Here is a 22,084-nt window from a genome sequence, read left to right as displayed (position 1 = left end):
CTCCTGTTTATTGAAGTGGATTTCCGACTAGCGAAAGCTCTGGATGCTGAATCAGCGCTTCACGGCAGTAGTCGCACGTGATGCTGACGACCGTATCTCCACTTTGTTCTCTCGATATTATAAGAGCACGTTCCTCCGGGGTCAAGAAATCAAACCCGAGCCGCGCTTCTGTCACCTGCGATTCGTCAAATTCCGCGATCTTCATGCCGCAGCAGCGACACGTGTAGCGTATGCTCATGTATATGCCACCCCCATACCTTTCATATCGCTTAGTATGGTCGGTTGGGTGGAAAATCATACTAGCGCAATACATCCGCGCCATCCTGGCTGCTGCAACGCCCCGCTTATTTTTGCAAGCTGTTGAAATGGTTCATGACCTTGATAAAAGGCTCTCTTGTCCACATGGCCGCCGCATCGGCAGCATGCCCCACCGCTTCCTGAATCTGCGGTCTTTCCGCCGCTGGGAACGACTGGAGCACGTAATCACTCACGCTTCGCCCCGGCTCCGGACGCCCGATCCCGACTTTGATGCGCTTAAATTCCTGTGTCCCCAAATGCTGAATCATCGACTTGATGCCGTTGTGGCCGCCTGCGCTGCCTTTTTCCCGCAAGCGCAACTGCCCCGTTGGCAGGTCGAGGTCATCGAAAATGACGACCAGCTCATCTGGAGTCAGCTTGTAAAACTTCAGGACTTCAGCGACTGATTCCCCGGAAAGATTCATGTACGTCTGCGGTTTGACGAGCAGCACCTTTTCGCCTTCCACCCTGCCTTCTCCGACAAGCGCGCGAAACTTGTTTTGCGCAACGGGAATGCCCCATTTGTCGCTAATCTTATCTATGGCCATAAAGCCCGCATTATGTCTTGTGTCTTCATATTTTTTGCCTGGATTGCCCAATCCGATGATTACTTTCACGTTCATTCCCTCCTACTCTCTCCCCCATTGTACTAGAATGGTATCGCGAACAAAAGAAAAAGGACCCGGCAGTAAAATACCCGGACCCTTTCGCCGTGATTCGACTTTTGCCTTATTCGGTAGCTACCGCTTTTTCTGCTACAGCCTCAGCCTCTTGCTCGGCTTCGATGGACTCTTCGGACTTGGCTTTCACTGGCAGGACGCTAATCAGCACTTCCGTAGGCTCAACCAAAAGCTCTACGCCCGCCGGAACTTCCAGATCCGCTGCCAGTACGACGTCTCCAATGTTGAAGCCGTCGACATTCACCAAAAAAGACTCCGGGATGTTGCCAGGCAAGCAGTGGACGTCGACGTTGTGGCGCACGAGCGTCGCTACGCCAAGCTCCGGGTCGCCTGTCATGAGCACAGGCACAGAGGTGTGTATTTTTTCATTCATATTGATCTTCTTGAAATCAGCGTGCAAAATATTGCCCATGACTGGATGACGCTGCAATTCGTTCACCATCACATCATGAGTGGTCCCATCCACAACCAGTCGGAACGGCTTGTTTGTCGTCTGCTGACGCAGGGCGGCATCCAGCTCACGGCCATTGATTTGAATCGACTGACTGGTCACGTCACTTCCGTACACAACACCTGGCACCCAGCCTTCTCGACGCAGCATCCTCACAGAATTGCCTGTCGTCTGATTTCGTACTTGAGCCTGAATCGCTTCCACAAAAAAACCTCCTTGGGCCGCTAGTAAAAGTTTCCTTTCTAGCTTGTCCAAAGGAGGTTTATTTCAATCCCCTAAAAAGGGGATGCTTGCCTTAATCGAACAGCTTGCTGACAGACAGCTCTTCGTGTACGCGAATGATCGCTTCGCCAATGATCGGCGCCACGGACAGAACGGTGATTTTGTCAATCAGTTGCTCTTTGGTGAGCGGAATCGAGTTGGTGACGATCAGCTCTTTGATCTTCGAGTTGGCAATCCGTTCAATCGCAGGACCAGACAGCACCGGATGCGTGCAACATGCGTAAACTTCACGCGCACCTGCTTCCACGAGCGCATTGGCTGCCAGCGTGATCGTTCCCGCTGTATCAATGATATCGTCAATAATGATCGCTGTCTTGCCTTCGATGTTACCGACAATGTTCATGACTTCCGCTACGTTTGGTTCAGGACGGCGCTTGTCAATAATGGCAATTGGCGCTTCCAGACGTTCGGCCAGCTTGCGGGCACGCGTAACGCCGCCGTGGTCAGGCGACACTACGACGATATCCTTCAAGCCTTTTTCGGAGAAGTGTTTGCCCAAAATCGGCACACCCAGCAGATGATCGACAGGAATGTCGAAGAATCCTTGAATTTGCGTCGCATGCAAATCCATGGTAATCACGCGTTGCGCTCCTGCTGTTTCGATCAGGTTGGCAACCAGTTTCGCCGTGATCGGGTCGCGTGCGCGCGCCTTGCGATCTTGTCGGGCATAGCCGTAGTAAGGGATGACAACGTTGATGCTTTTTGCGGAAGCGCGTTTCAATGCGTCGACCATTACCAAAAGCTCCATCAAATGCTCATTAACGGGAGCAGACGTTGGCTGAATAACAAATACGTCACAACCGCGAACGCTTTCGTTCAATTTAATTTGGCACTCGCCATCACTAAAACGCACAGCTTGCGCGTTACCGAGCGGCACGCCGATGTGTTCAGCGATTTCTTTTGCCAATTCAGGGTTTGCGTTGCACGTAAATACCTTCAGTTTGGGGTCGCGGTAATTAGCCATGATCTTCTCTTAGAACCTCCCGTTATGATTGCTTTTTGCCCTTGCGAGGCATTCTGCTAGCGTAATCTGGTTTATTCACTTGACGCTCGCGTGCGATCGCAAGCGCATTGTCTGGAACATCCTGATTAATGGTCGAGCCTGCTGCTACATACGCATTTTGTCCAACGGTAACCGGAGCTACCAGATTGGTGTTGCAGCCGATGAACGCCCCGTCCTGGACGGTCGTTTTATGCTTGACGGCCCCGTCGTAGTTGACGGTGATCGTTCCACAGCCGATGTTCACACCATCGCCAATCTCCGCGTCACCAATATAGCTGAGGTGAGGTACTTTTGAGCCTTCGCCGATTTTGGCGTTTTTCAACTCGACGAAGTCTCCGATCTTGGCTTTGCGGCCGATCTGTGTTCCCGGACGAATATAGGCAAATGGCCCAACGGTTGATTCCGCTTCCACACTTGCCTCTACCATGACCGCATAAGAAATGGTAACGCCAGAGCCAACCTGCACATCCGTCAAGTCAGCCTGCGGCCCAATCACGCAATCGGCACCAATGGTTGTCCGCCCGCGCAGAATCGTTCCCGGTTGGATTACCGTATCTGCCTCGATGACAACATCGGCTTCAATATACGTAGAGGCCGGGTCAATAATGGTGACTCCATTGCGCATATGTCTGGTGGCAATCCGCTTCCGCATGTACGCTTCCGCTTCCGATAGCTGCACACGATCATTGACGCCCATCGTCTCGTCAGGGTCAACGGCTTCGTACGCCACTACCTTTTCGCCTGCCTCTCGCAAAATGCCGACAACGTCTGTGACATAGTATTCGCCTTGCGCGTTGTCATTTTTCACTTCCGCCAAGGCCTTCCATAATTTGCGATTGTCATAACAGTATATGCCTGTGTTAATTTCGCGGACCGCCCGTTCCGCTTCAGTCGCATCCTTATGTTCCACGATTCGCAATACTTCGCCCGCCTCGTTGCGCACGATGCGCCCGTAGCCTGTCGGATCGGGGAGCACGGCGGTCAATACAGTCGCAGCCGCTTGCTGCTCTTCGTGATAGGTCAGCAAGGCGGACAACGTCTGTGCAGACAAGAGAGGGACGTCTCCGTACAAAAGAAACGTAGTGCCTTCTTTATCTTGTAAAAACGGCGCTGCCTGCGAAACGGCATGTGCCGTTCCCAACTGTTCTTCTTGCAGTGCGTAAGTGACGCCCTCGCCTAGTTTGGCGCGGACCGCGTCAGCACCATGACCTACGACGACAACGATGTCCTCAACCTGCATGGAGCCAAGCGTATCCACAACATGCTGGACCATTGGCTTCCCGCAAACAGGGTGCAGGACCTTGTACAGCTTCGATTTCATCCGCGTACCCTGACCAGCGGCCAGAACCACGGCATGGATCTTAGACATGTCAACCCTCCATCGTAGAAGTTCCACAATGACTATATCTTAATCATATGTGGATTTCAAGACAATCGATGCAGGATTATCGCCGTTTCCCTGACATTGCCTGAAAGTTGTTCATCTAACAGACAACATTTAATAATCTGATAAAAAATGATATATTGATGGGCGAAAGAGGTTTTGAAAAGGAGGCAGGAAGGAATGCCAGCAGATGTCTACTTGCTGACCGGATATTTGGGCAGCGGAAAAACGACCCTTTTGCAAAAATGGCTGACTCATCTACGCGTCCAGAACGAAAACGTAGTCGTCCTGATGAATGAGATGGGCGAGGAAGATATCGACGGCGAACAGTTGCAAGGCTTTGGTTTCCCTGTCAAAAAGCTGCTCGACGGCTGCATATGCTGCTCGATCAAAGGGGAGCTGACAGAAGGCTTGCGCGAAATTTTGAACTCGTTGCAGCCGGATCGCATCCTGATCGAAACGACGGGAGTCGCAGACCCGATCGACGTGATCGACACGCTGACCCATCCGGAGCTGTACGATCGCATCGAGCTGAAGGGCACGATCAGCGTCGTGGACGCGTCCCGCTTTTTGGACCTCAACTCGCGCTTTTCCTCCACAGGCTCGCTGGTCAAAACGGTACGCAACCAGGTGAAGTACGCCGACCTCATTCTCCTGAACAAAACGGATATGGTCAGCGATGAACAGCTCCAGCGCGTCAAACAGAAGCTCATCGAGCTGAACCCGCAGGCGCCGATCCACACAGCCGTTCAAGCGAATATCGACCTCAACCGGCTGCAATCGCTCAAGCGATTCGAGCATGTGCGCGATGCCGAAGCAGTACCCACTGTTCCTGTGCAAAAAACAATCGGCCGCATGTCGACCATGGACAGGCTCAAACAATCGCTCGGCCTGAAAACAAGCACGCCTTCCCTGTACAATAGTATTGAAACTTTTTCCTACACCTTCACAGGTCCAGTAGACGAGAAAAAATTCGAGGACTTCCTCTACGATCTGCCCAAAAACGTGTATCGGGCAAAGGGGTACGTGCTCTTCCACGGAAAAAAAGAACTGATCTCCTTCCAGCACACGGACAATCAGGTACTGTTCTTTCCATTTGAGAACTTCGGGCCGAAAATGGTCGCCGTGTTTATTGGGGAAGGAATGGATCAGGAAGAAATAAAAAACAATTTATCCAAATGTTACGCCTAACCAGACGCCGAAGCACCCTGCCAGTAATGACAGGGTGCTTTTGTATGGGGGTACTATTACGCACCCGCTTCGATCGTGCTCTCTTCTTCTTGACCCACGCGTTCATACTCGGTCAAGACAGCAGCTTGGATCTTTTCACGGGTAGTCGAAGAAATCGGATGGGCGATATCGCGGAATTCTCCGTCAGGTGTACGTTTGCTCGGCATTGCAACAAACATACCGTTGTTTCCGTCAATGACACGGATATCATGAACCACGAACTCATGGTCAATTGTAATGGATGCAATCGCTTTCATCCTACCATCCGTATTCACTCGGCGCAGTCTTACGTCTGTAACTTCCATCTAGTTCACTCCCTTTATCTATGAAACGCGTTTAGGAGTATTTCCACCCTCTGGGTAAATATTCCTGCTGATGTTATGCAATTTTTAAAAAAATATATAAATATGTTCATAACATCACCGCTTTACACATGCTTCTTCGTACTACTAAGGGTATATCCAACGCAAAAACAGCCTGACGCAACTGCATCAGGCTGTTTCATGCTTTCATTGATTGGACCGGGTTATGTTTACGCCTCGATATAAGCGACAATTTCGATCTCGACCTTTACGTCGCGCGGCAGGCGTGCCACTTCTACGGTGGAGCGAGCTGGCTTGTGGTCGCCAAAATATTGGCCGTACACTTCGTTCAACTGCGCAAAGTCGTTCATGTCCTTGATGAAAACAGTCGCCTTCACCACGTTGGAAAGGGTTCCTCCTGCTTCCGCCAGGACGGCTTGGATATTGGAAAATACTTGGTGGGTTTGTTCCACGATGTCGCCTTCTACCAGAGTGCCGTCTGCACGCAGCGGAATTTGACCGGATGCAAACAGAAACGGACCAACTTTTGCAGCCTGGCTGTACGGGCCGATTGCTGCCGGAGCTTTGTCAGTTGAAACAAAAGAGATTGCCATTCTTATCTACTCCCCTCTATTTTCAAAAAAACTGCCTAGCTCAATTTCAATCTGCTTGCCCTTGAAGTCGACATCCTGCAGCTTGGCAAGAGACACGTATTCATCAATCAAACGCTCGGAAACATCTGCGGTCGTCTCTACCAGCACTCCGCAGCCTACGACAGTCGCCCGGAACTCCTGGAGCAGATCTATCATGCCGCGCAGCGTGCCGCCCGCCTTCATGAAGTCGTCCACGATCAGGACGCGGGACTGCTCGGCCAATCCGCGGCGAGCAAGAGACATCGTCTGAATCCGCTTGCTCGAACCAGATACGTAATTGATGCTAACCACAGAACCTTCCGTTACTTTGTTGTCACGACGCACGATGACAACGGGCACGTTCAAAAACATGGCGGTCGCATAAGCGAGCGGAATCCCCTTCGTCTCCACCGTCATGACGACATCGACGTTTTTGTCCGCATAAGCGGTGGCAAACAGCTTGCCGATCTTCGCCATAGTCGCTGGATTGCCGAGAATGTCGGACATGTACAAATAACCGCCTGGCAAAAGTCTTTCCGGATTGGCCAATTGCTCGATCAGTTCGCGCATGAAGTGAAGAGCCTCTTCCGTTTTTACCTGGGGAATATACTTCACTCCGCCTGCCGCTCCCGCCACCGTTTTCAACAAGCCGACACCCTGAACCTCAAACGCTTCCTTGATGATCGACAGGTCTTCACTGATGGATGATTTCGCCGCGCCGTACTGTTCCGCAAACAGAGTGAGAGGAGTCAGCGTATGGGGATGGGCGAGCAAGTGCTGCGTCATGTCTACCAGACGTGCACTTCTGCGCAATTTCTTCATGGCTCTTCCTCCAAAACCGAATATTATGCTGCTAATGTATCATTTTTATACGTGTTCATGCAAGTATTTCCCCTTCTTGGGAGCCTAACATTCGGACAACAAACACATCTTTGACAAATCCTCTGAGCGCATTGTAGATCCGATGCACTTTCGCTTCCTTTTGCACGAGGGCAAATACTGTCGGTCCGCTGCCGGACATCAATACTCCGTCGGCTCCGGAAGCGATCATCAGCTCCTTGATTTGCCGCACTTGCGGATAGAGCGAGAGCGTGACGTTTTCCAGCACGTTTCCGAGCGACTGGCACATCAGGGAAAAATCTTGCTCGGAAACAGCCCGGAGCATTTGTTTTGTATCGGGATGATTGTCGATTTTGTCGACACGCAAGTTTCCATATACATCAGGAGTGGACACGCCGATTGGCGGCTTCGCCAGGATGACCCAGCAAGGAGCGGGCGTTTCCAGATGCGTGATTTGCTCGCCGCGCCCTTTTGCCAGCGCGGTTCCTCCATAGACGCAAAAAGGGACGTCAGAACCGATTTCTGCGCCGATTTCCGCAAGCTCGTCCACGGTCAAGCCGAGATTCCACAACTGGTTCAAACCGCGCAGCGTCGCTGCCGCATCACTGCTGCCGCCCGCCAGTCCGGCTGCGACCGGGATCTGTTTGTCGATATACAATCGTACACCTTGGCGCACTTGATAGCGTTCTTTTAAAAGCACTGCCGCTTTATAAGCATGATTGCGGATATCATCCGGTACGAAGCTGGCAGAGCAGTCCAGCGTAATCTCACCATCTTCGCGCAGAGTCAGGTCTACACGATCTGCCAAGTCGACGGTAGTCATCACCATTTCTACTTCGTGATAACCGTCCGGCCGTTTGGCAAGCACATCAAGGGTCAGGTTGATTTTGGCCGGAGCTTTGACCGAGATACGCACGTTGTTCACCTCTGCCTACTTTACTAAATTTCCTAGTCTCTTATTGTAGCATAGCCAATCTCTCTCCTGCCACTTGAACCCCCCAAAAAGAACAGGATCGAGATCATTATGGTTATTTCGAAAATTCAGCAGTGTTTTCGGCAGCAAAAAAGCCGGGAAGCCCCGGCCCTGTCAACGAGTCTGTATGGTCTTCTCCGTGAGATTGGATGTGTCCGCCTGCGTCCAACACCGGGCTATGACCGTCTTGCGGCCAGCGCCTCTTCAGCAAGCTGTACAGCCCGCTTCACCATGTTTCCCGCGTCACGCGTCGTGATGCCTCCCCAACCTTCTGCTTGTACCTTGTCGTAAAAGCCAAGCTCCTTGGCGAGTTCCATCTTGAACTGCTCCGACATCATTCCTCGTCTGCGACCCATAGCATCCTCCCTTCCCGTTGACAGGTATAGTGTGCTCCAAGTCCAGACTTTTCATCTTGTCACCCAAATATTTACAACCTTTTGATAGCAAAAATAAAACAGTAGAACCCAAAAGGGCTCTACTGTTGTACAAATGTGATGCGGATGTGCTCGTTTTCGCGGCACACCGTCAACTCTACTGTTTCCGTCAAGATGTCAGCGTAGCTGTAAGAGACCCGCTCAAAGAGTTGATCGTCATCAAGCTTTACCACAAACACAGATGGGTATGTTTCTTCGAGGATGCCACTTCGTTCGACGGTTTTTCGGCGACCTCCATTGGCTTTCAGAAGGATGCGCTCACCAATGTGCCCGTCTAAACTGCGTTTAATGTCAAGTAACGCGTTTCTTGCCATTGTTCCATCCACCTCGCTTACATCTATTATAACAGCTCACATATATTTTGTCAAAGAAATAAAAAATTATAGCAACCCTGTAGATATTTTGTCAACGGGGTTTTTTTCATAAAAAAAGTAGATATTTGTCACCACTTCTGCATAGTATGTGCAGGCTTTTGCAAAACCTTGCTCCCGCAACGCTTTCCGGTGATAGCTTGCCCGCTGCGAAGCCTTTTTTTACGCCAAAATCGACAAAAAAACCTCCGTTTTTGGCTTTTTCAGTACAAAAACGGAGGCCAAGTTTGTCTTATTGCCCAATCAGGCCGCGCCGCAAGCCTTCGTTGGCTAGGCGGGCGAACTCTTCGATGCTGAGGGTTTCGCCGCGTCTGGTCGGTTCGATGCCGATGTCGGCGAGCATCTGTATTACTTCATCCTTTTGTGTTTTGAGAAACAGACCGTTCATCAGGTTGTTCAACAACGTTTTCCGGCGCTGGGCGAACGAGCTGCGCACCACGCGGAAAAACACGTCCTGGTCGTCCACATCGACAGGCGGACGATCTCTGACCTTGAGCCGGATCACTGCAGAATCGACGTTCGGACGAGGAATAAACACACTGGCCGGGACGATCATCGCGACTTCTGTTTCCGCATAAAACTGCGCCGCTACCGAGAGAGAGCCGTAGTCTTTCGTTCCGGGCTTGGCCGCGATTCTCTCAGCCACTTCCTTTTGGATCATCACGACGATGTTCTCAAGCGGCAGCCTTTCTTCCAGGAGCTTCATCAAAATCGGCGTCGTCACATAATAGGGCAGATTGGCTACGACGCTCAGCTTCTCTACCCCGGAGAGCTTCTCGGCAATCAGCGCTTTCAGATCAAGCTCCAGCACGTCTCCATGCACGACTTCGATATTTTCATAGGGCGACAGCGTATCCTGCAAAATAGGCAGAAGCCGCTGGTCAATCTCAATCGCCATGACCTTGCCTGCTGCTCGTCCCAATTGCTCGGTCAAAGCGCCGATGCCTGGCCCGATTTCGATTGCGCCTTTGTCCTTCGTCAGATCGGCTTCGGCGACAATGTTATGCAAAATGTTCGTGTCCACCAAGAAGTTTTGTCCCAGGCTCTTTTTAAAGGAGAAGCCGTACTTCTCCAAAATTTCCTTCGTTCGCGTAGGTGTGGCAATATCCTTGCCTGTTGCTTGCGTCATCGCTTACTCCCTCTCTTTGTTGATGGCTTCTATCGCCGCCTCAAATTCCGCGCGACTGATCTGAAAGGCATTGAGCCGTTGCAGCATTTGCTTGGCGTTGGCGTATCCGATGCCCAATGCTTCGCCCAGCTTGATTCTCCGCTCCTTGGCGTCGCCGCCTGACGTCAATCCGTTTTTCAGAAGATCGTCAGCCGTAATCTCCCCGACCGTTTCCGCCATCTCTGTGCGGACTTCCGAGAGCGCGCGAACAATCACGTCAGGAGAAGCGTTCTCTACCCCGATATCGCCCTTTTTCGTGCCGTCCTCTTGCGTGATAAAGGCGTGCTTGCAGCCCGGCACCGATCGGCTGATAATTTTGCGGATGCGCTCCCCCTGGTAATCCGGGTCGGTAAAAATAATGACACCGCGCTTTTGCTGTGCCAGCCGGATTTTTTCGATCGTTCTGGCGTGGATGGCGGAGCCGCCTGTCTCAATCGTGTCCGCGTTAACTGCCCGCTTGATCGCAGCGGTATCGTCTCTCCCCTCCACCACAATCACTTCTTTTATCTTCATCATGTACTCCCACTTTCGTACGATGTCGCTTTTGGTCATAGTGTTCCAAAAAAATCAGGCGAAAAGCCCTTGTTTCGCGAAACGTTTCTGCGCTTTGAACCGTCTAACTATCAAACAGCTTATCACGACTATTCCCAAAACGCCAAAGACAAAAGACAGGAGCTGTTCGCCCCTGTCTTACGGTTTCTGCGGCCCGATTATATAGACGGTTTTGTTGCGCTTGCGGCCAAATTGAACAGCCTCTGCCTCCGTGCTTACAAACACGTCAATTTTGCCGCCACGCATCGCTCCGCCCGTGTCTTCTGCCCGGCGATACCCAACGCCCTCGATGTAAACCCACCAGCCATACGGAATCACTTTTGGATCTACAGCGATGGTATGACCTGCCTTGGCCTTCACGCCCGTCGCCGTGCGGCCGTAGCCTGGCGAGCTAGGGTGTTTGCCTCCCCCCGCAGGAGAATAGGCGGTCAAGGTAACCCCGTTCAGTACTTTTTTCGGCCTAAATACTTTTCCACCACGCGAGACCATACCCGTTGCTGAAGCGACCAGGACCCGTTGCGACGGATCGTTGTTTTGCAGCGCAGGAACTGCCGTTCCCACCGCCACGATCTGGTCTTTCTTCGGCACAAGCACGTCTCTTGTCACCAGTTCACGGGAGACCTCCTTCCCGTCTTCCATAACCAGCTTGTAGTGTGCAATTGCCTTACCCTCTTGCCCGTTTTGCAATACACGGGACTTGCCTTTCTCTAACGCTGGATCGTTTTTGCGTATTTCCTGGAAAGTAACTCGCTCCTCGACTTTTACCATCTGCTCGAATACGCGCTTGATCGTGATTGTCGAGTCTTTGGTCAGCGAGGCGCTCAAGGCCGGCTCCACCCGGTCCTTTTCACCTAGCGCAATGCCGCTGTCCTTCAACGCGCCAGCAACATCGCGGCTAAGCGTCAGTATCGTTTTTGTCTGCCCGTCAACCTGGACCGGAATGGACCAGGCTGTATGTAAAGTAATCATTGCTCCGTCTGATAGCTTCGTCTCAGGTGTTGGTTGAAGGGAATCCTTTTCCGTTACCGTAATGTTTCGCTCGGTCAAGAACTGCTCAACGGTACTCGCTTTGGTAGCTACCGTCTGGCTTTCTCCGTCCAACGAAAAAGTGACCTGTTTTGGCTGGGTAGCCTGGGCAGAGAAATAGCCAATCATGGGAATGAGAACAAGAGAGAGGACGCCAAAAAGAACAAGTCCCCGATTCTTATACCTTTCCCATATCGCGCGTAACTCCATTTCCCACACTCCTTTTCCTAGAAAAGCACGAGGCTTCTCCTGTCTAGCCAGGTAAGGGTCGATGTAATTGCACTAATATTCTGGAAGTGGCCAGTACTTAGCAAGGTCGGCTTTGATTGTATGTCACTTTCCCGGCTTTGTCAAATTTACCCTCCCTTGGCCGAAGCGATAATGCTAACAGACTAGCAAAAAACAGATGGCGAATGGTAGCAGATTCCTGTCGAGGAGCCGTGTCGGATGGACAATAATCGTTCGACACATTGTTCAAGGTATGCGCCACCAAAAACGAGTAGAACAACAAGATCGAGGAACAAAAAAACGGGAAATCACGTGATATGTCGTGATTTCCCGTTTTTGCTTGCGGTTTGTTTACGGTTGAAGGCGGAACAGACGCCTTGCGTTTTCCGTCGTGATTTGCGCCATTTCTTCGTAAGACAGGCCGCGAATGTTCGCCATTTCTTCGCAGACGTAGCGCACGTAGCCACTCTCATTTCGCTTGCCGCGGAACGGGTGAGGAGTGAGGTACGGGCAGTCTGTTTCTATCAACAGCTTGTCGAGCGGTACTTTTGCCGCTACTTCTTTTGGCTGCTTCGCGTTTTTGAAAGTCAGCGGGCCGCCGAACGAGATGTAAAAATTCATGTCCAGCGCCTGCTTCGCTGTCTCCCAGCTACCCGAGAAGCAGTGCATGATTCCCCCGACTTCTGCTGCCTTCTCTTCTTTGAGGATCGTCAAAACATCCTGGTGAGCGTCCCGGTTGTGGATGATGATCGGCATGTCGAGTTTTCGCGCCAGACGAATCTGCTTGCGGAACACTTCGGCCTGCACGTCTTTTGGCGACGTATCCCAGTAGTAGTCGAGGCCCATTTCGCCCAGCCCCACTACTTTCGGATCACGACTCAGCTCCTCGATCCATTCCAGATGCTCGTCTGTCATATCTTTTGCGTCCTGAGGGTGCCATCCTACGACTGCGTAAATAAAATCATAGGTTTTCGCCAGCTCCATGCAGGTCGGGATGGTTTCCGCGTTAAACCCGATGTTCACGATCGTGCTGACGCCGTTTTCCCGCGCGCGGGCAATGACCTCCTCGCGATCCTCGTCGAATTCCTTCGCGTTCAGATGCGCGTGCGTTTCAAATAGCAAAATAGGTCCTTCCTTTCCTAGCCCTCGTTACTTCACAATCGCTCCGTTTGGCATGCTCGGATCGACTGTCGCCAGCGTCAGTTGGTCGCCTGCGGATGCTGCCAGGATCATGCCCTGCGACAGCTCGCCACGCAGCTTGACTGGCTTCAGATTGGCGACGAGGATTACTTTTTTGCCGACCATTTCTTCCGGAGTGTAGTATTTGGCGATACCGGATACAACCTGGCGTTTTTCATAGCCGAGGTCGAGTTGCAAAATCAACAGCTTGTCGGCGTTTGGATGCTTCACACATTCTACTACTTGTGCGACACGCAGCTCTACTTTGCCAAAATCGTCGATGCCGATCTCGTCTTTGGCATCTGCTGGTTTTTCCGTTACTTCAGCTTGGTTGGCAGTCGTTTCGTTCACAGGTGCTTCCCCTTTCAATGCGTCTTGCTTTTTCTTGTTTTCCTCTGCTTGGCGGCGCGCTTCTGCTGTCGATTCGTCGATGAAGGCCAGCTCAGCCTGCACGTCCAGGCGCGGGAACAGCAGCTCTTTGCGGCTGACAGTGCTTCCGGCAGGCAATCCGCCCCAGACGCCGGCAGATTCCCAGCTTGTTGCCTGCTCGTTGCCCAGGATTCCGAGTTGGTCCCAGATTTTCGCCGGAGCTTTGGTCATGAACGGCTGAATCAAAATGGAGGTGATGCGGATGCTCTCCGCAAGATTGTACATGACCGTTGCCAAACGTCCCTTGGTTTCTTCCGATTTTGCCAGATTCCACGGCATCGTTTCGTCGATGTATTTGTTGGTGCGTCCTACCAGCTCCCAGATGTGGGCAAGCGCGTTGGAGAAACGCATTTCTTCCATATGCTCCTCGACCAGCGCCTTTGTTTTCATCGCCAGGCCGATCAGGCTGTCATCCGGCTCTCCGGCATCTTGTGCGGCTGGCACGATGCCATCGAAATATTTTTCGATCATCGTAGTGGTACGGCTCAGCAGGTTGCCGATGTCGTTTGCCAGATCGTAGTTCAGACGCTGGATAAACGATTCCGGTGTGAAAATGCCATCCTGGCCGAAGTTGATCTCGCGCAGCAGGAAGTAGCGCACGCCATCGGAGCCATAGCGATCAATCAGCAGCTTCGGATCAATGACGTTGCCTTTGGATTTGGACATTTTTCCGTCCGGCATCAGCAGCCAGCCATGACCGAAAACTTGTTTTGGCAGCGGCACATCGAGCGCCATCAGCAAAATCGGCCAGTAGATCGTATGGAAGCGCAAAATGTCTTTTCCCACCATATGCACATTCGCAGGCCAGAAACGGCGGTATTTGCTGTCGTCGTCAGACAAGTAGCCGAGCGCGGAAATGTAGTTGGTCAACGCGTCGATCCAGACGTAAATGACGTGCTCAGGATCGCTCGGCACTTTGATCCCCCAGTCAAACGTGCTGCGGGATACGGACAAATCCTGGAGGCCCGGCTTGAGGAAGTTGTTAATCATCTCGTTGCGGCGGCTCTCCGGTTGGATGAAGTCAGGGTTCGCCTCGATGTGCGCGAGCAATCTGTCCTGGTATTTGGACAAGCGGAAGAAGTAGTTTTTCTCCTTCACTTTTTTCACTTCGCGGCCGCAATCCGGGCAAATGTAGCCTTTGTCGGTCTTACATTGTGTCTCGGTCCAGAAAGCCTCGTCCGGCACACAGTAGTATCCCTCATACTCGCCCAAGTAAATGTCGCCCTGATCGAGCAGACGCTGGAACACTTTTTGCACGACTTCCTTATGACGCGGCTGCGTGGTGCGGATGAAATCGTCGTAGGAGATGTCCAGTTTTTGCCACAGGTCGCGAATCCAGTCAACAACCGGATCGATGAACTCCAGCGGCTGTTTGCCGTCTTCGGCTGCGCGCTCCTGAAGCTTTTGTCCATGCTCGTCCGTACCTGTCAGGTAGTAGACGTCATAGCCGCGCAAACGTTTGTAGCGCGCCAGAGCATCACAAGCAATTGTCGTGTAGGCATTGCCGATGTGCAGCTTGTTGCTTGGATAGTAAATCGGTGTGGTGATGTAATATGTTGGTTTCATGCAACCTAGCCCCTCCTGATAACGTTTAGAAAAATAGAAAAGCCCACCCCAAAAATTGGGGCGAGCTCTAACTCGCGGTACCACCCAAATGCTCCGTTCCCCTCGCGGACAACGGACTTGGTGAGTCTGAAACAGACTCTGCCCGTAACGTGGGCCGACGTCACAAACTACTGGGCACGGTCATTTCCGTGGCTGTTCATCTGCAAGACTCTGGGGCCATGTTCAGCCTGCTCGCTTATGCCGGTTTTCAGCTACCCCGGCTCTCTGGGATAAGGAGGATCGGCTTACTCTTCCCATCATAGTCGTTTTGCTATCAATTCCCTCATTTACCCTCTATTGTACACGACCGACTTGTTTTGTAAACATCCAGGAGGGCCGAACGGCTACGATTTATTTTATACATGACAGGAAAAGGCAAAAAAGAGAAGACAAGGCTTTTTTGTCGAATGGGCGCGGCTTTATTCGACATAAAGTGACCGATTCGACACGCATTTCTCCCAGTTAATTTTATCCATAAAATTTTCCATACCGTTTCCATTTTTCTACGAAACGCTGATATATCAGCTTTCCTGTTTTCAAAAAAAACTTTGCTTTTCAAAGATTTGTCAAAATGATGTTGACACCTTTGGGAATCGCTGGTATGATAATCCCAACAGATAATGTCGAATATTGACGATTAATGATGAGCGTTTACCAATACATCGACATATGAAGACTTGAGAGGAGAATTTACTATGATGAAATCAACAGGGATTGTTCGTAAAGTAGATGAACTGGGTCGTGTCGTTATTCCGATCGAATTGCGCCGCACACTGGGCATCGCGGAAAAAGACGCTTTGGAAATTTACGTAGATGGCGAGCGCATCATCCTGAAAAAATACGAGCCTGCTTGCATCTTCTGTGGAAACGCTGATAAAGTATCTCATTTTAAAGGTAAAATCGTGTGCCAGGATTGCCTGACCGAGATGCCTGTTGTTAAACGCTAAACACTCATTTCCATACGTACTTGATTTACATACGATATGCCTTCGCAAAGGGACAAGCTTCGCGGAGGCTATTTGTACTGCCTGCGTCGCTGCTGCGCTGGTTGATCGGACGAAAAGAAAAAGCCGACCCGTTCGGTCAGCTTCCTGCTCATCTTACTCGTCTTCCTGGTCGCGGTGGTATTCGTTGTAGACGTCGCGCTTGGGCAAACCGCGATCGTCTGCCGCCTGTTTGATCGCCTCTTTTTTGCTCAAGCCTTGCTCGCAGTAATGCTCGACATGCTGGACAATGCTCAACTGCTGCCACCAGATGTTTTCCTCGTCTGCTTCAGCAGCGGTTGTGCCTGTAAAGCCTTCGACAATCACGCAAAACTCGCCGCGCACTTCGCCATTGCCCAGCCATTCCAGCAGCTCATCAAAAGTGCCGCGCACGAACTCTTCGTAGCGCTTGGTCAGCTCGCGCGCCAGCACGGCCCGCCGATTCCCCCACGCTTCCCGCATGGCCGCAATCGTCTTCTCGATGCGGTGCGGCGCTTCATAAAAAATCAGCGTCTCCGGGTAGCGCTTGAGTCGTTCCAGCTCTTCGCGCCGCTCCTTGTTTTCCCGGCCGATAAAGCCGCAAAAGACAAAGCGGTCTGTCGGCAGCCCCGAAGCGATCAACGCCGTCAGCCCTGCGTTGGCTCCTGGCACCGGAACGACAGGGTATCCGGCAGCGACCGCATCGCGCACGAGATCAGCGCCCGGATCGGATATCGCCGGAAGTCCGGCGTCGCTCACCAGCGCGATCTGTTTTCCTTCGGCCAGCCATTGCAGCAGCCCCTGACCGCTCGCTTCCTTATTATGTTCGTGATAGCTCACGGTGCGCTTTTCGATTTGAAAATGGTTCAACAGCTTCCTTGTTTGACGCGTATCCTCGCAGGCAATCACATCAACCGCCCGCAGCGTTTCCAGGCAACGGACCGTCATATCATCGAGATTGCCGATTGGCGTAGCGACCAGATACAGGACACCTGTTTCTTCCTGCGCAAAGCTGCGCTGTATATTCATCGCGGCGTCCCTCCAATCAACTGTTCTTTTTGCTTGCGATTCAGCCGTTTGATTCCTTCCTCGCGCTTCAAGCCCCACGAACGGTCAGGCCCTTCTTCCCAAAAGACAAGCGCAAGCGGCCCGCGCCCTCTGGTGTATTTCGCCCCTTTGCCTTCATTGTGCATCGCCAGGCGGCGCAGCAACTCCGTCGTATAGCCGGTGTACAAGGAGCCGTCCGCGCAGGCGAGAATGTAGACAAAATGGCTTTTATGCGAGGGAATCTCGTCTGCCGAAGTAAATTTCTTGCAGTTCTTCACAGTATTCCTCACCATTCTCATAGACAATCAGCGGCGGCTGAATCCTCAGCTCCGGCTTGCCACCCCTGATTCCTTCGATCAGCACCATATTCGGCTCGGCTTCCTTGCGCGGGTAAACCAGACGCATCCGCTTCGGCTCGATTCCGTACTGGCGCATCAAGGAAATAATGTCGATCAACCGCGTCGAACGGTGAACGAGAGCAAGCTTGCCGCCGTTTTTCAACAACTGGCTGCCCACGCGAATGACGTCTTCCAGCGAGAGCAAAATCTCATGACGGGCGATTGCAAAATGCTCGCTTACATTTTTCTCCCCGCTCGTCGCAGGCATATAAGGCGGATTGCACGTAATCAGATCGAATTTCCCGTGCCCGAAAAGCGATACCGCGTCCTTGACATCTCCGTGGTGCATCTCGATCCGCTCCGTCAGTCCGTTGAGCGTCACGTTGCGGCTCGCCATGTCGAACAGCCGCTGCTGAATTTCGATGCCATCAAAACGCGCTTCCGGTGTGCGCGTGGTCATGATAAGCGGGATCGCTCCGTTGCCCGTGCACATGTCGAGCACTCTCCCGCGCTTGGGAACGGACGCAAACCGCGCCAGCAGCACGGCGTCCATCGAAAAACAGAACACCTCGTGGCTCTGGATAATTTTCATTTCGTGAGTCAATAAATCGTCAATGCGCTCCGCATCATAGAGCGGCACGTTAATGACTGGTTCCATCCTTTGTTCCCTACTCCTTTTTTCCTTGTCTTGGAAAAAGCGACCTGACACGTGGCACAGGTCGCTTTCTCCATGTGGTGATCGCTCGTCACCTTTTATTTTTGAGGTCCTCCGCTCAAAAACGAGAGACAGAACAGACAATCCCCTTCTTTGCGCAGACTGCCGAAATGCACGTTGCAGATGTGAAACCCTTCTGCATACAGGCGGGCAAGGTTGTCGTACCCTTCCCCGACCACGGCTTTTTTCGCTTTCTCCTTGGCGACAGGGTTTGCTCCCTTTTGTTTTGCCGGAGAGCCAGTCTTTTTCTTTTCCAGTCGGTTGCGAAGATGCTGGTTTTCAACGAGTAATTGGGCGTTTTCCTCCATCAAAACGACGATGACGTCTTTCAACTCACCGATCTCTTTGTACAGGTCCCCAATTCGTTCTTCAATGCTCGCCATCTTGACGAAGATTTCCCGTTTGTCCACTAGCTCACCTCTCCCCTACCCCCACACTTTATTCATAGGTGGGGAGCCCTATCGCAATCTCATCTAAACCAAACTCTGTGATGCGTTTGTCGATCGAAAGCTCCACCTGAACGGACTGATCCAGTACGTTAACGGAAACGACTCGTCCATTTCCCATCGGGGTAGTGACCATTTTGCCGACATCCGGCATTTCATCACGCGTGCTTTCGTAGTTGTCATTCTCGTATTTTAAACAGCACATCAACCGACCGCACAGACCGGAGATTTTTGCTGGATTCAACGAAAGGTTTTGATCCTTGGCCATTTTAATCGAAACAGGCTCGAAATCGCCGAGGAAAGTCGAACAGCAAAGCAGCCTGCCACAGGGGCCAATGCCGCCCAGCATCTTCGCTTCGTCACGCACGCCAATCTGACGCAGCTCAATGCGAGTGCGGAACACGGAAGCGAGGTCTTTTACCAGCTCGCGGAAATCAACCCTGCCGTCCGCGGTAAAATAAAAAATGATCTTGTTGCGGTCAAATGTGTACTCCACATCGACCAGCTTCATATCGAGCTTGTGCTCCTTGATCTTCGTCTGGCACACGGCAAAGGCATTCTTGGCAGCTTGCTTGTTTTCATCAACCTGCTTTGCGTCTTTTTCGTCAGCCATACGAATGACCTTTTTGAGCGGTAACACCACATCGGACTCAGCGACTTCTTTTTTGCCGATGACGACCTTGCCATATTCGACCCCTCTCGCCGTTTCGACGATTACGGTGCAATCTTTCTCTATCGGCAGTCGGTCAGGGTCGAAGTAATATATTTTGCCCGCTTTTTTAAAACGGACCCCAACAACCTCATACAAGGGTTATCCCTCCTGGAATTGAAGAACCAACCGCTCAAGAGCCAACTGTGCGTTGGCGTTTCGCTCTATCCGATTTTTCGTATCCATGACCAAATCTATCCCATGCAAGAGCTCAGCTTTTGTCCATACCAGTGCTTGTCCTTGCAGCACATCCTGTTGGTCGCTGTTAATGAGATGGGCATGCCTGCCTACTTGCACATACAGGATATCGCGCAGCCAAAGGATGAGCAAATCTAAAAAGAGGGGTAGTTCCTCTTTGATTTTGTCGCTCTTTTGCAACATATCATGGATGGTGAAGAGCGCAGACGAATGACGCTGTTTGCACTCATGGCTCAATTGTATCACTAGATTTCTTAGCTGTGCAAACGATTCTGATTGGCTGAGTGCCTTGGCCTCTTCCACATTTGTCGTAATGTGGGAGGCAACCTGCGCCATCCCGGCTGTAATGCCGTCTGCCCGGAGTTGTTCGGCGATCGCTTCGGCAGAAAGTGGCGAGAATTGAACGATTTGGCATCGGGATAAAATCGTCGGGAGGATCGAGTGGCTGTGTTCCGTCAACAGCAAGGCAAGCACGCCAGCGGGCGGCTCCTCCAAAAACTTCAGCAGGCTGTTGGAGGCCTGGGTCGTCATTTTGTCGACGTGTTCAACGATGTACACCTTGTGCCCGGACTCTACCGCACGCATCGCCATTTCTTTTTGCAGCGCGCGAATCTGGTCGATTTTTATTGAGGCCCCGTCCGGTGTAATAAACAGCACATCGGGGTGGTTTCCCCCTTCAATCCGCCTGCATGTAACACAGGCCCCGCAGGCGTCCGCTTCCCTTTCCGGACAAAAAAGGGACTTCGCCAGATGCAGGGCCATCTGCTTTTTGCCTGCTCCCTTCGGACCGGCGAGCAAATAAGCGTGCGCCAGTCTGTTGTTGAGCAGGCTATGGTACAGCAGCTCCGAAGCGCGTGGCTGCTGGGAAAAACGGGTCCATGTCATAATGGTTTCACACCCACTAAAAATACAAATTAATCAGCATGCCGCGGATTTCACCAATCCGGGCCAACAAATCAATCGTCGGTGCCTGATCGCTAAGCAACTCGTCTGTCAGACGCAACAGCTCGGCATCGACCTGTTTGACGATTTTGTAAAGCCTGCTACGGCCTCGCCGATTCATTCCTCGCCGGTCATCCAGGGCGACGCCGTACTTGACGGCTTCCTCCATGAACTGTTTGACGAGGTTTTTATAGGAATAGAAGTCGCGAACCGAGCGGGATCTGGCGAGAATTTGCCCCATCCTGTCAATGTCGCCGAGCAGCCGGTTGAGCAGCTCCTGGGACATGCGCTCGTCTTCTCCTTGCATCATCGTGCCAAAATTCAGCTTTTCGAGCTGAGGATTTCTCCGCGAATCCGCGGTTTTTATCATGTCCAGCTTAGGTCTTGGCCCGTCGCCGATTTTCATCACGCCACCCCACAGAACCGATCAGTAGAGGATTTTTTCCCCGTTAGATCAAGTATAAACGAAAGCGGCGAAAAAAGAGAGCAGGAACCTGTAGATTGGAAGAAGGATTCATTGCAGATTGCAGTTGCGCCGGGTCGCATTGCGTCAAAACGAGTGGAACTCTCCGACGTCGAGCACAAACACAGCGGCTCCGCCCACTTGCACTTCCAACGGGTACGGCATGAACGAATCTACCGCATTGCTGAGAGGGGAAACGGGAGTGACCATTTGCTTGCGGGATTTGCAGTGGTGCGCAATGATGTCGATTACTTCCGGCACGCTTTCGTCAGACGTACCGATCAAAAACGTTGTGTTGCCAGCTCGCAAAAAGCTTCCGGTACTGGCGAGCTTCGTCGCGCGAAACCCTTTCTTCACCAGTTGTTGAGACAGACGACCACTATCTTTGTCCTGGACGACCGCAACTACCATTTTCATCGGCTATCACCCTTTCCGCAAGAATCAATCCCGCATGGTTTGCTTCATTGTATGAAAAACACGTAGGCTTGGTACGATATTTCGCCTAAACATATTATACAGTATGTACCTGTACATGCGGTACTGCGAACCTTACAATCTGGCAAGCAATGCGCGCAGTGCCGACTCGTACACCTGCTCCATCGGTTGCTCGGCATCAATGACGACAAAGCGCTCCGGCTCTCTTTCCATCACCAGTCGGTACCCTTCCCTGACCAGATGGTGAAAGCGGATGTCTTCCAGATCGAGGCGATTGACCTCCCGGCCGCGCGCTTTGTTGATCCGCGCAAGCCCCGTCTCGGGCTTCACGTCAAAAAACAGCGTCAGCTCCGGCATGCAATCCCCGACGGCAAAGCGGTTGATCTCGTACACTGCATCAATGCCAAGTCCCCGCGCATGGCCTTGGTAAGCAAGGCTGCTGTCGATGAAACGGTCGCACAGCACGAGCTTGCCAGCCGCCAGAGCCGGCAGCACTTTTTCCGCCAAATGTTGGCGTCTCGCCGCAGCGTACAGCAGCGCTTCCGTCCGCTCGTCCATCTGTGTATGCGCCGGATTGAGGATGATTTCCCTGATTTTCTCCGCAATATCAATACCGCCCGGCTCGCGCGTCAACAGCACGTCCACTCCGCGCGCGCTCAGCTCCTCGTACAGCTTGGCGATCACGGTCGATTTCCCCGCTCCTTCGCCGCCTTCGATTGTAAAAAATCGGCCTTTTTGTCCTGTTGTCACTTCCATACTCCTT

The 22,084-nt window shown here is 52.0% G+C and carries 27 protein-coding genes and 1 other annotated feature; of the genes, 2 read left to right on the top strand and 25 right to left on the bottom strand.

Translation table 11 applies throughout. The features are described 5' to 3' along the window. Positions 1 to 7: 7 nt before the first annotated feature. The 5 genes from AC3WJN_RS11090 to glmU form a co-directional block, all read right to left on the bottom strand. Positions 8 to 238 (bottom strand): anti-sigma-F factor Fin, encoded by a 231-nt coding sequence (locus tag AC3WJN_RS11090; protein ID WP_007776375.1) that lies wholly within the window; start codon positions 236 to 238, stop codon positions 8 to 10. Between the two features lie 106 nt (positions 239 to 344). Next, the gene (gene pth, locus AC3WJN_RS11085) at positions 345 to 914 is read right to left on the bottom strand and encodes an aminoacyl-tRNA hydrolase (RefSeq protein ID WP_005828653.1); all 570 of its coding nucleotides are present in this window, start codon (positions 912 to 914) and stop codon (positions 345 to 347) included. Between the two features lie 112 nt (positions 915 to 1,026). Beyond that, entirely contained in the window at positions 1,027 to 1,632 is a 606-nt protein-coding gene (locus tag AC3WJN_RS11080; RefSeq protein ID WP_007776371.1) for a 50S ribosomal protein L25, read from the bottom strand. 91 nt (positions 1,633 to 1,723) lie between these two features. After that, on the bottom strand, positions 1,724 to 2,674 hold the full coding sequence (locus AC3WJN_RS11075) for a ribose-phosphate diphosphokinase (protein ID WP_005828656.1): 951 nt from the start codon (positions 2,672 to 2,674) through the stop codon (positions 1,724 to 1,726). 22 nt (positions 2,675 to 2,696) lie between these two features. After that, positions 2,697 to 4,082, bottom strand: a complete 1,386-nt coding sequence (gene glmU, locus AC3WJN_RS11070; protein WP_005828658.1) for a bifunctional UDP-N-acetylglucosamine diphosphorylase/glucosamine-1-phosphate N-acetyltransferase GlmU — start codon at positions 4,080 to 4,082, stop codon at positions 2,697 to 2,699. 195 nt (positions 4,083 to 4,277) lie between these two features. Here glmU and AC3WJN_RS11065 point away from each other — a divergent pair, with 195 nt between their 5' ends. Then, on the top strand, positions 4,278 to 5,288 hold the full coding sequence (locus tag AC3WJN_RS11065; protein ID WP_005828660.1) for a CobW family GTP-binding protein: 1,011 nt from the start codon (positions 4,278 to 4,280) through the stop codon (positions 5,286 to 5,288). Positions 5,289 to 5,344: 56 nt separating this feature from the next. On the opposite strand, the gene spoVG is transcribed toward AC3WJN_RS11065, so the two are convergent. From spoVG to metG, 11 genes are all read right to left on the bottom strand, one after another. Further along, positions 5,345 to 5,632, bottom strand: coding sequence for a septation regulator SpoVG (gene spoVG, locus AC3WJN_RS11060; protein ID WP_005828662.1), 288 nt, complete (start codon positions 5,630 to 5,632; stop codon positions 5,345 to 5,347). A gap of 227 nt (positions 5,633 to 5,859) precedes the next feature. Next, a complete protein-coding gene (locus AC3WJN_RS11055; protein WP_005828663.1) occupies positions 5,860 to 6,243 on the bottom strand; it encodes a RidA family protein in 384 nt (127 codons plus the stop codon). A 6-nt stretch (positions 6,244 to 6,249) separates the two neighbouring features. Beyond that, positions 6,250 to 7,083, bottom strand: coding sequence for a pur operon repressor (gene purR / locus AC3WJN_RS11050; RefSeq protein ID WP_007776362.1), 834 nt, complete (start codon positions 7,081 to 7,083; stop codon positions 6,250 to 6,252). Positions 7,084 to 7,138: 55 nt separating this feature from the next. Next, positions 7,139 to 8,017 carry a 4-(cytidine 5'-diphospho)-2-C-methyl-D-erythritol kinase gene (gene ispE, locus AC3WJN_RS11045; RefSeq protein ID WP_025848795.1) on the bottom strand — a complete coding sequence of 293 codons (879 nt, stop codon included), beginning with the start codon at positions 8,015 to 8,017 and terminating at the stop codon, positions 7,139 to 7,141. A gap of 233 nt (positions 8,018 to 8,250) precedes the next feature. Then, positions 8,251 to 8,430 carry a small, acid-soluble spore protein, alpha/beta type gene (locus tag AC3WJN_RS11040; protein WP_005830483.1) on the bottom strand — a complete coding sequence of 60 codons (180 nt, stop codon included), beginning with the start codon at positions 8,428 to 8,430 and terminating at the stop codon, positions 8,251 to 8,253. 119 nt (positions 8,431 to 8,549) lie between these two features. Continuing rightward, positions 8,550 to 8,822 carry a biofilm formation stimulator Veg gene (gene veg / locus AC3WJN_RS11035; RefSeq protein ID WP_005830485.1) on the bottom strand — a complete coding sequence of 91 codons (273 nt, stop codon included), beginning with the start codon at positions 8,820 to 8,822 and terminating at the stop codon, positions 8,550 to 8,552. 289 nt (positions 8,823 to 9,111) lie between these two features. After that, complete coding sequence (gene rsmA / locus AC3WJN_RS11030) at positions 9,112 to 10,008, bottom strand: 16S rRNA (adenine(1518)-N(6)/adenine(1519)-N(6))-dimethyltransferase RsmA (RefSeq protein ID WP_005830486.1); 897 nt, start codon at positions 10,006 to 10,008, stop codon at positions 9,112 to 9,114. A 3-nt stretch (positions 10,009 to 10,011) separates the two neighbouring features. Further along, the gene (rnmV, locus tag AC3WJN_RS11025) at positions 10,012 to 10,560 is read right to left on the bottom strand and encodes a ribonuclease M5 (protein WP_025848799.1); all 549 of its coding nucleotides are present in this window, start codon (positions 10,558 to 10,560) and stop codon (positions 10,012 to 10,014) included. Between the two features lie 177 nt (positions 10,561 to 10,737). Further along, entirely contained in the window at positions 10,738 to 11,835 is a 1,098-nt protein-coding gene (locus AC3WJN_RS11020; protein ID WP_007776352.1) for a resuscitation-promoting factor, read from the bottom strand. Between the two features lie 369 nt (positions 11,836 to 12,204). Further along, positions 12,205 to 12,975 carry a TatD family hydrolase gene (locus AC3WJN_RS11015; RefSeq protein ID WP_005830491.1) on the bottom strand — a complete coding sequence of 257 codons (771 nt, stop codon included), beginning with the start codon at positions 12,973 to 12,975 and terminating at the stop codon, positions 12,205 to 12,207. A gap of 27 nt (positions 12,976 to 13,002) precedes the next feature. Then, entirely contained in the window at positions 13,003 to 15,027 is a 2,025-nt protein-coding gene (metG, locus tag AC3WJN_RS11010) for a methionine--tRNA ligase (RefSeq protein WP_007776349.1), read from the bottom strand. A 53-nt stretch (positions 15,028 to 15,080) separates the two neighbouring features. Beyond that, positions 15,081 to 15,336, bottom strand: a binding site (T-box leader). 425 nt (positions 15,337 to 15,761) lie between these two features. Between metG and AC3WJN_RS11005 the strand changes: the two genes are divergently transcribed. After that, positions 15,762 to 16,013, top strand: coding sequence for an AbrB/MazE/SpoVT family DNA-binding domain-containing protein (locus AC3WJN_RS11005; RefSeq protein ID WP_007776347.1), 252 nt, complete (start codon positions 15,762 to 15,764; stop codon positions 16,011 to 16,013). Positions 16,014 to 16,166: 153 nt separating this feature from the next. On the opposite strand, the gene rsmI is transcribed toward AC3WJN_RS11005, so the two are convergent. From rsmI to tmk, 9 genes are all read right to left on the bottom strand, one after another. After that, positions 16,167 to 17,057 (bottom strand): 16S rRNA (cytidine(1402)-2'-O)-methyltransferase, encoded by an 891-nt coding sequence (gene rsmI, locus AC3WJN_RS11000; protein ID WP_005830496.1) that lies wholly within the window; start codon positions 17,055 to 17,057, stop codon positions 16,167 to 16,169. After that, complete coding sequence (locus tag AC3WJN_RS10995; protein ID WP_005830497.1) at positions 17,054 to 17,353, bottom strand: GIY-YIG nuclease family protein; 300 nt, start codon at positions 17,351 to 17,353, stop codon at positions 17,054 to 17,056. The genes rsmI and AC3WJN_RS10995 overlap by 4 nt, the downstream gene beginning before the upstream one ends. Then, the gene (locus AC3WJN_RS10990; protein WP_005830499.1) at positions 17,304 to 18,071 is read right to left on the bottom strand and encodes a tRNA1(Val) (adenine(37)-N6)-methyltransferase; all 768 of its coding nucleotides are present in this window, start codon (positions 18,069 to 18,071) and stop codon (positions 17,304 to 17,306) included. Before AC3WJN_RS10990 ends, AC3WJN_RS10995 begins: the two co-directional genes overlap by 50 nt. A 95-nt stretch (positions 18,072 to 18,166) precedes the next feature. Next, entirely contained in the window at positions 18,167 to 18,538 is a 372-nt protein-coding gene (gene yabA / locus AC3WJN_RS10985; RefSeq protein ID WP_005830500.1) for a DNA replication initiation control protein YabA, read from the bottom strand. A 28-nt stretch (positions 18,539 to 18,566) separates the two neighbouring features. Then, a complete protein-coding gene (locus AC3WJN_RS10980) occupies positions 18,567 to 19,382 on the bottom strand; it encodes a PSP1 domain-containing protein (protein WP_005830502.1) in 816 nt (271 codons plus the stop codon). A 3-nt stretch (positions 19,383 to 19,385) separates the two neighbouring features. Then, entirely contained in the window at positions 19,386 to 20,366 is a 981-nt protein-coding gene (holB, locus tag AC3WJN_RS10975; protein WP_035316603.1) for a DNA polymerase III subunit delta', read from the bottom strand. Between the two features lie 16 nt (positions 20,367 to 20,382). After that, complete coding sequence (locus AC3WJN_RS10970) at positions 20,383 to 20,829, bottom strand: YaaR family protein (protein ID WP_005830505.1); 447 nt, start codon at positions 20,827 to 20,829, stop codon at positions 20,383 to 20,385. Between the two features lie 144 nt (positions 20,830 to 20,973). Then, positions 20,974 to 21,303, bottom strand: coding sequence for a cyclic di-AMP receptor DarA (darA, locus tag AC3WJN_RS10965; protein WP_005830506.1), 330 nt, complete (start codon positions 21,301 to 21,303; stop codon positions 20,974 to 20,976). Between the two features lie 132 nt (positions 21,304 to 21,435). Next, positions 21,436 to 22,077, bottom strand: a complete 642-nt coding sequence (gene tmk / locus AC3WJN_RS10960; protein ID WP_005830508.1) for a dTMP kinase — start codon at positions 22,075 to 22,077, stop codon at positions 21,436 to 21,438. Between the last annotated feature and the right edge of the window lie 7 nt (positions 22,078 to 22,084).

The sequence above is a fragment of the Brevibacillus sp. FW306-2-1A-C05A genome (assembly GCF_058781555.1).
The sequence above is the reverse complement of the archived record's forward strand: the minus strand, read 5'-3'. Positions and strand labels throughout refer to the sequence as shown.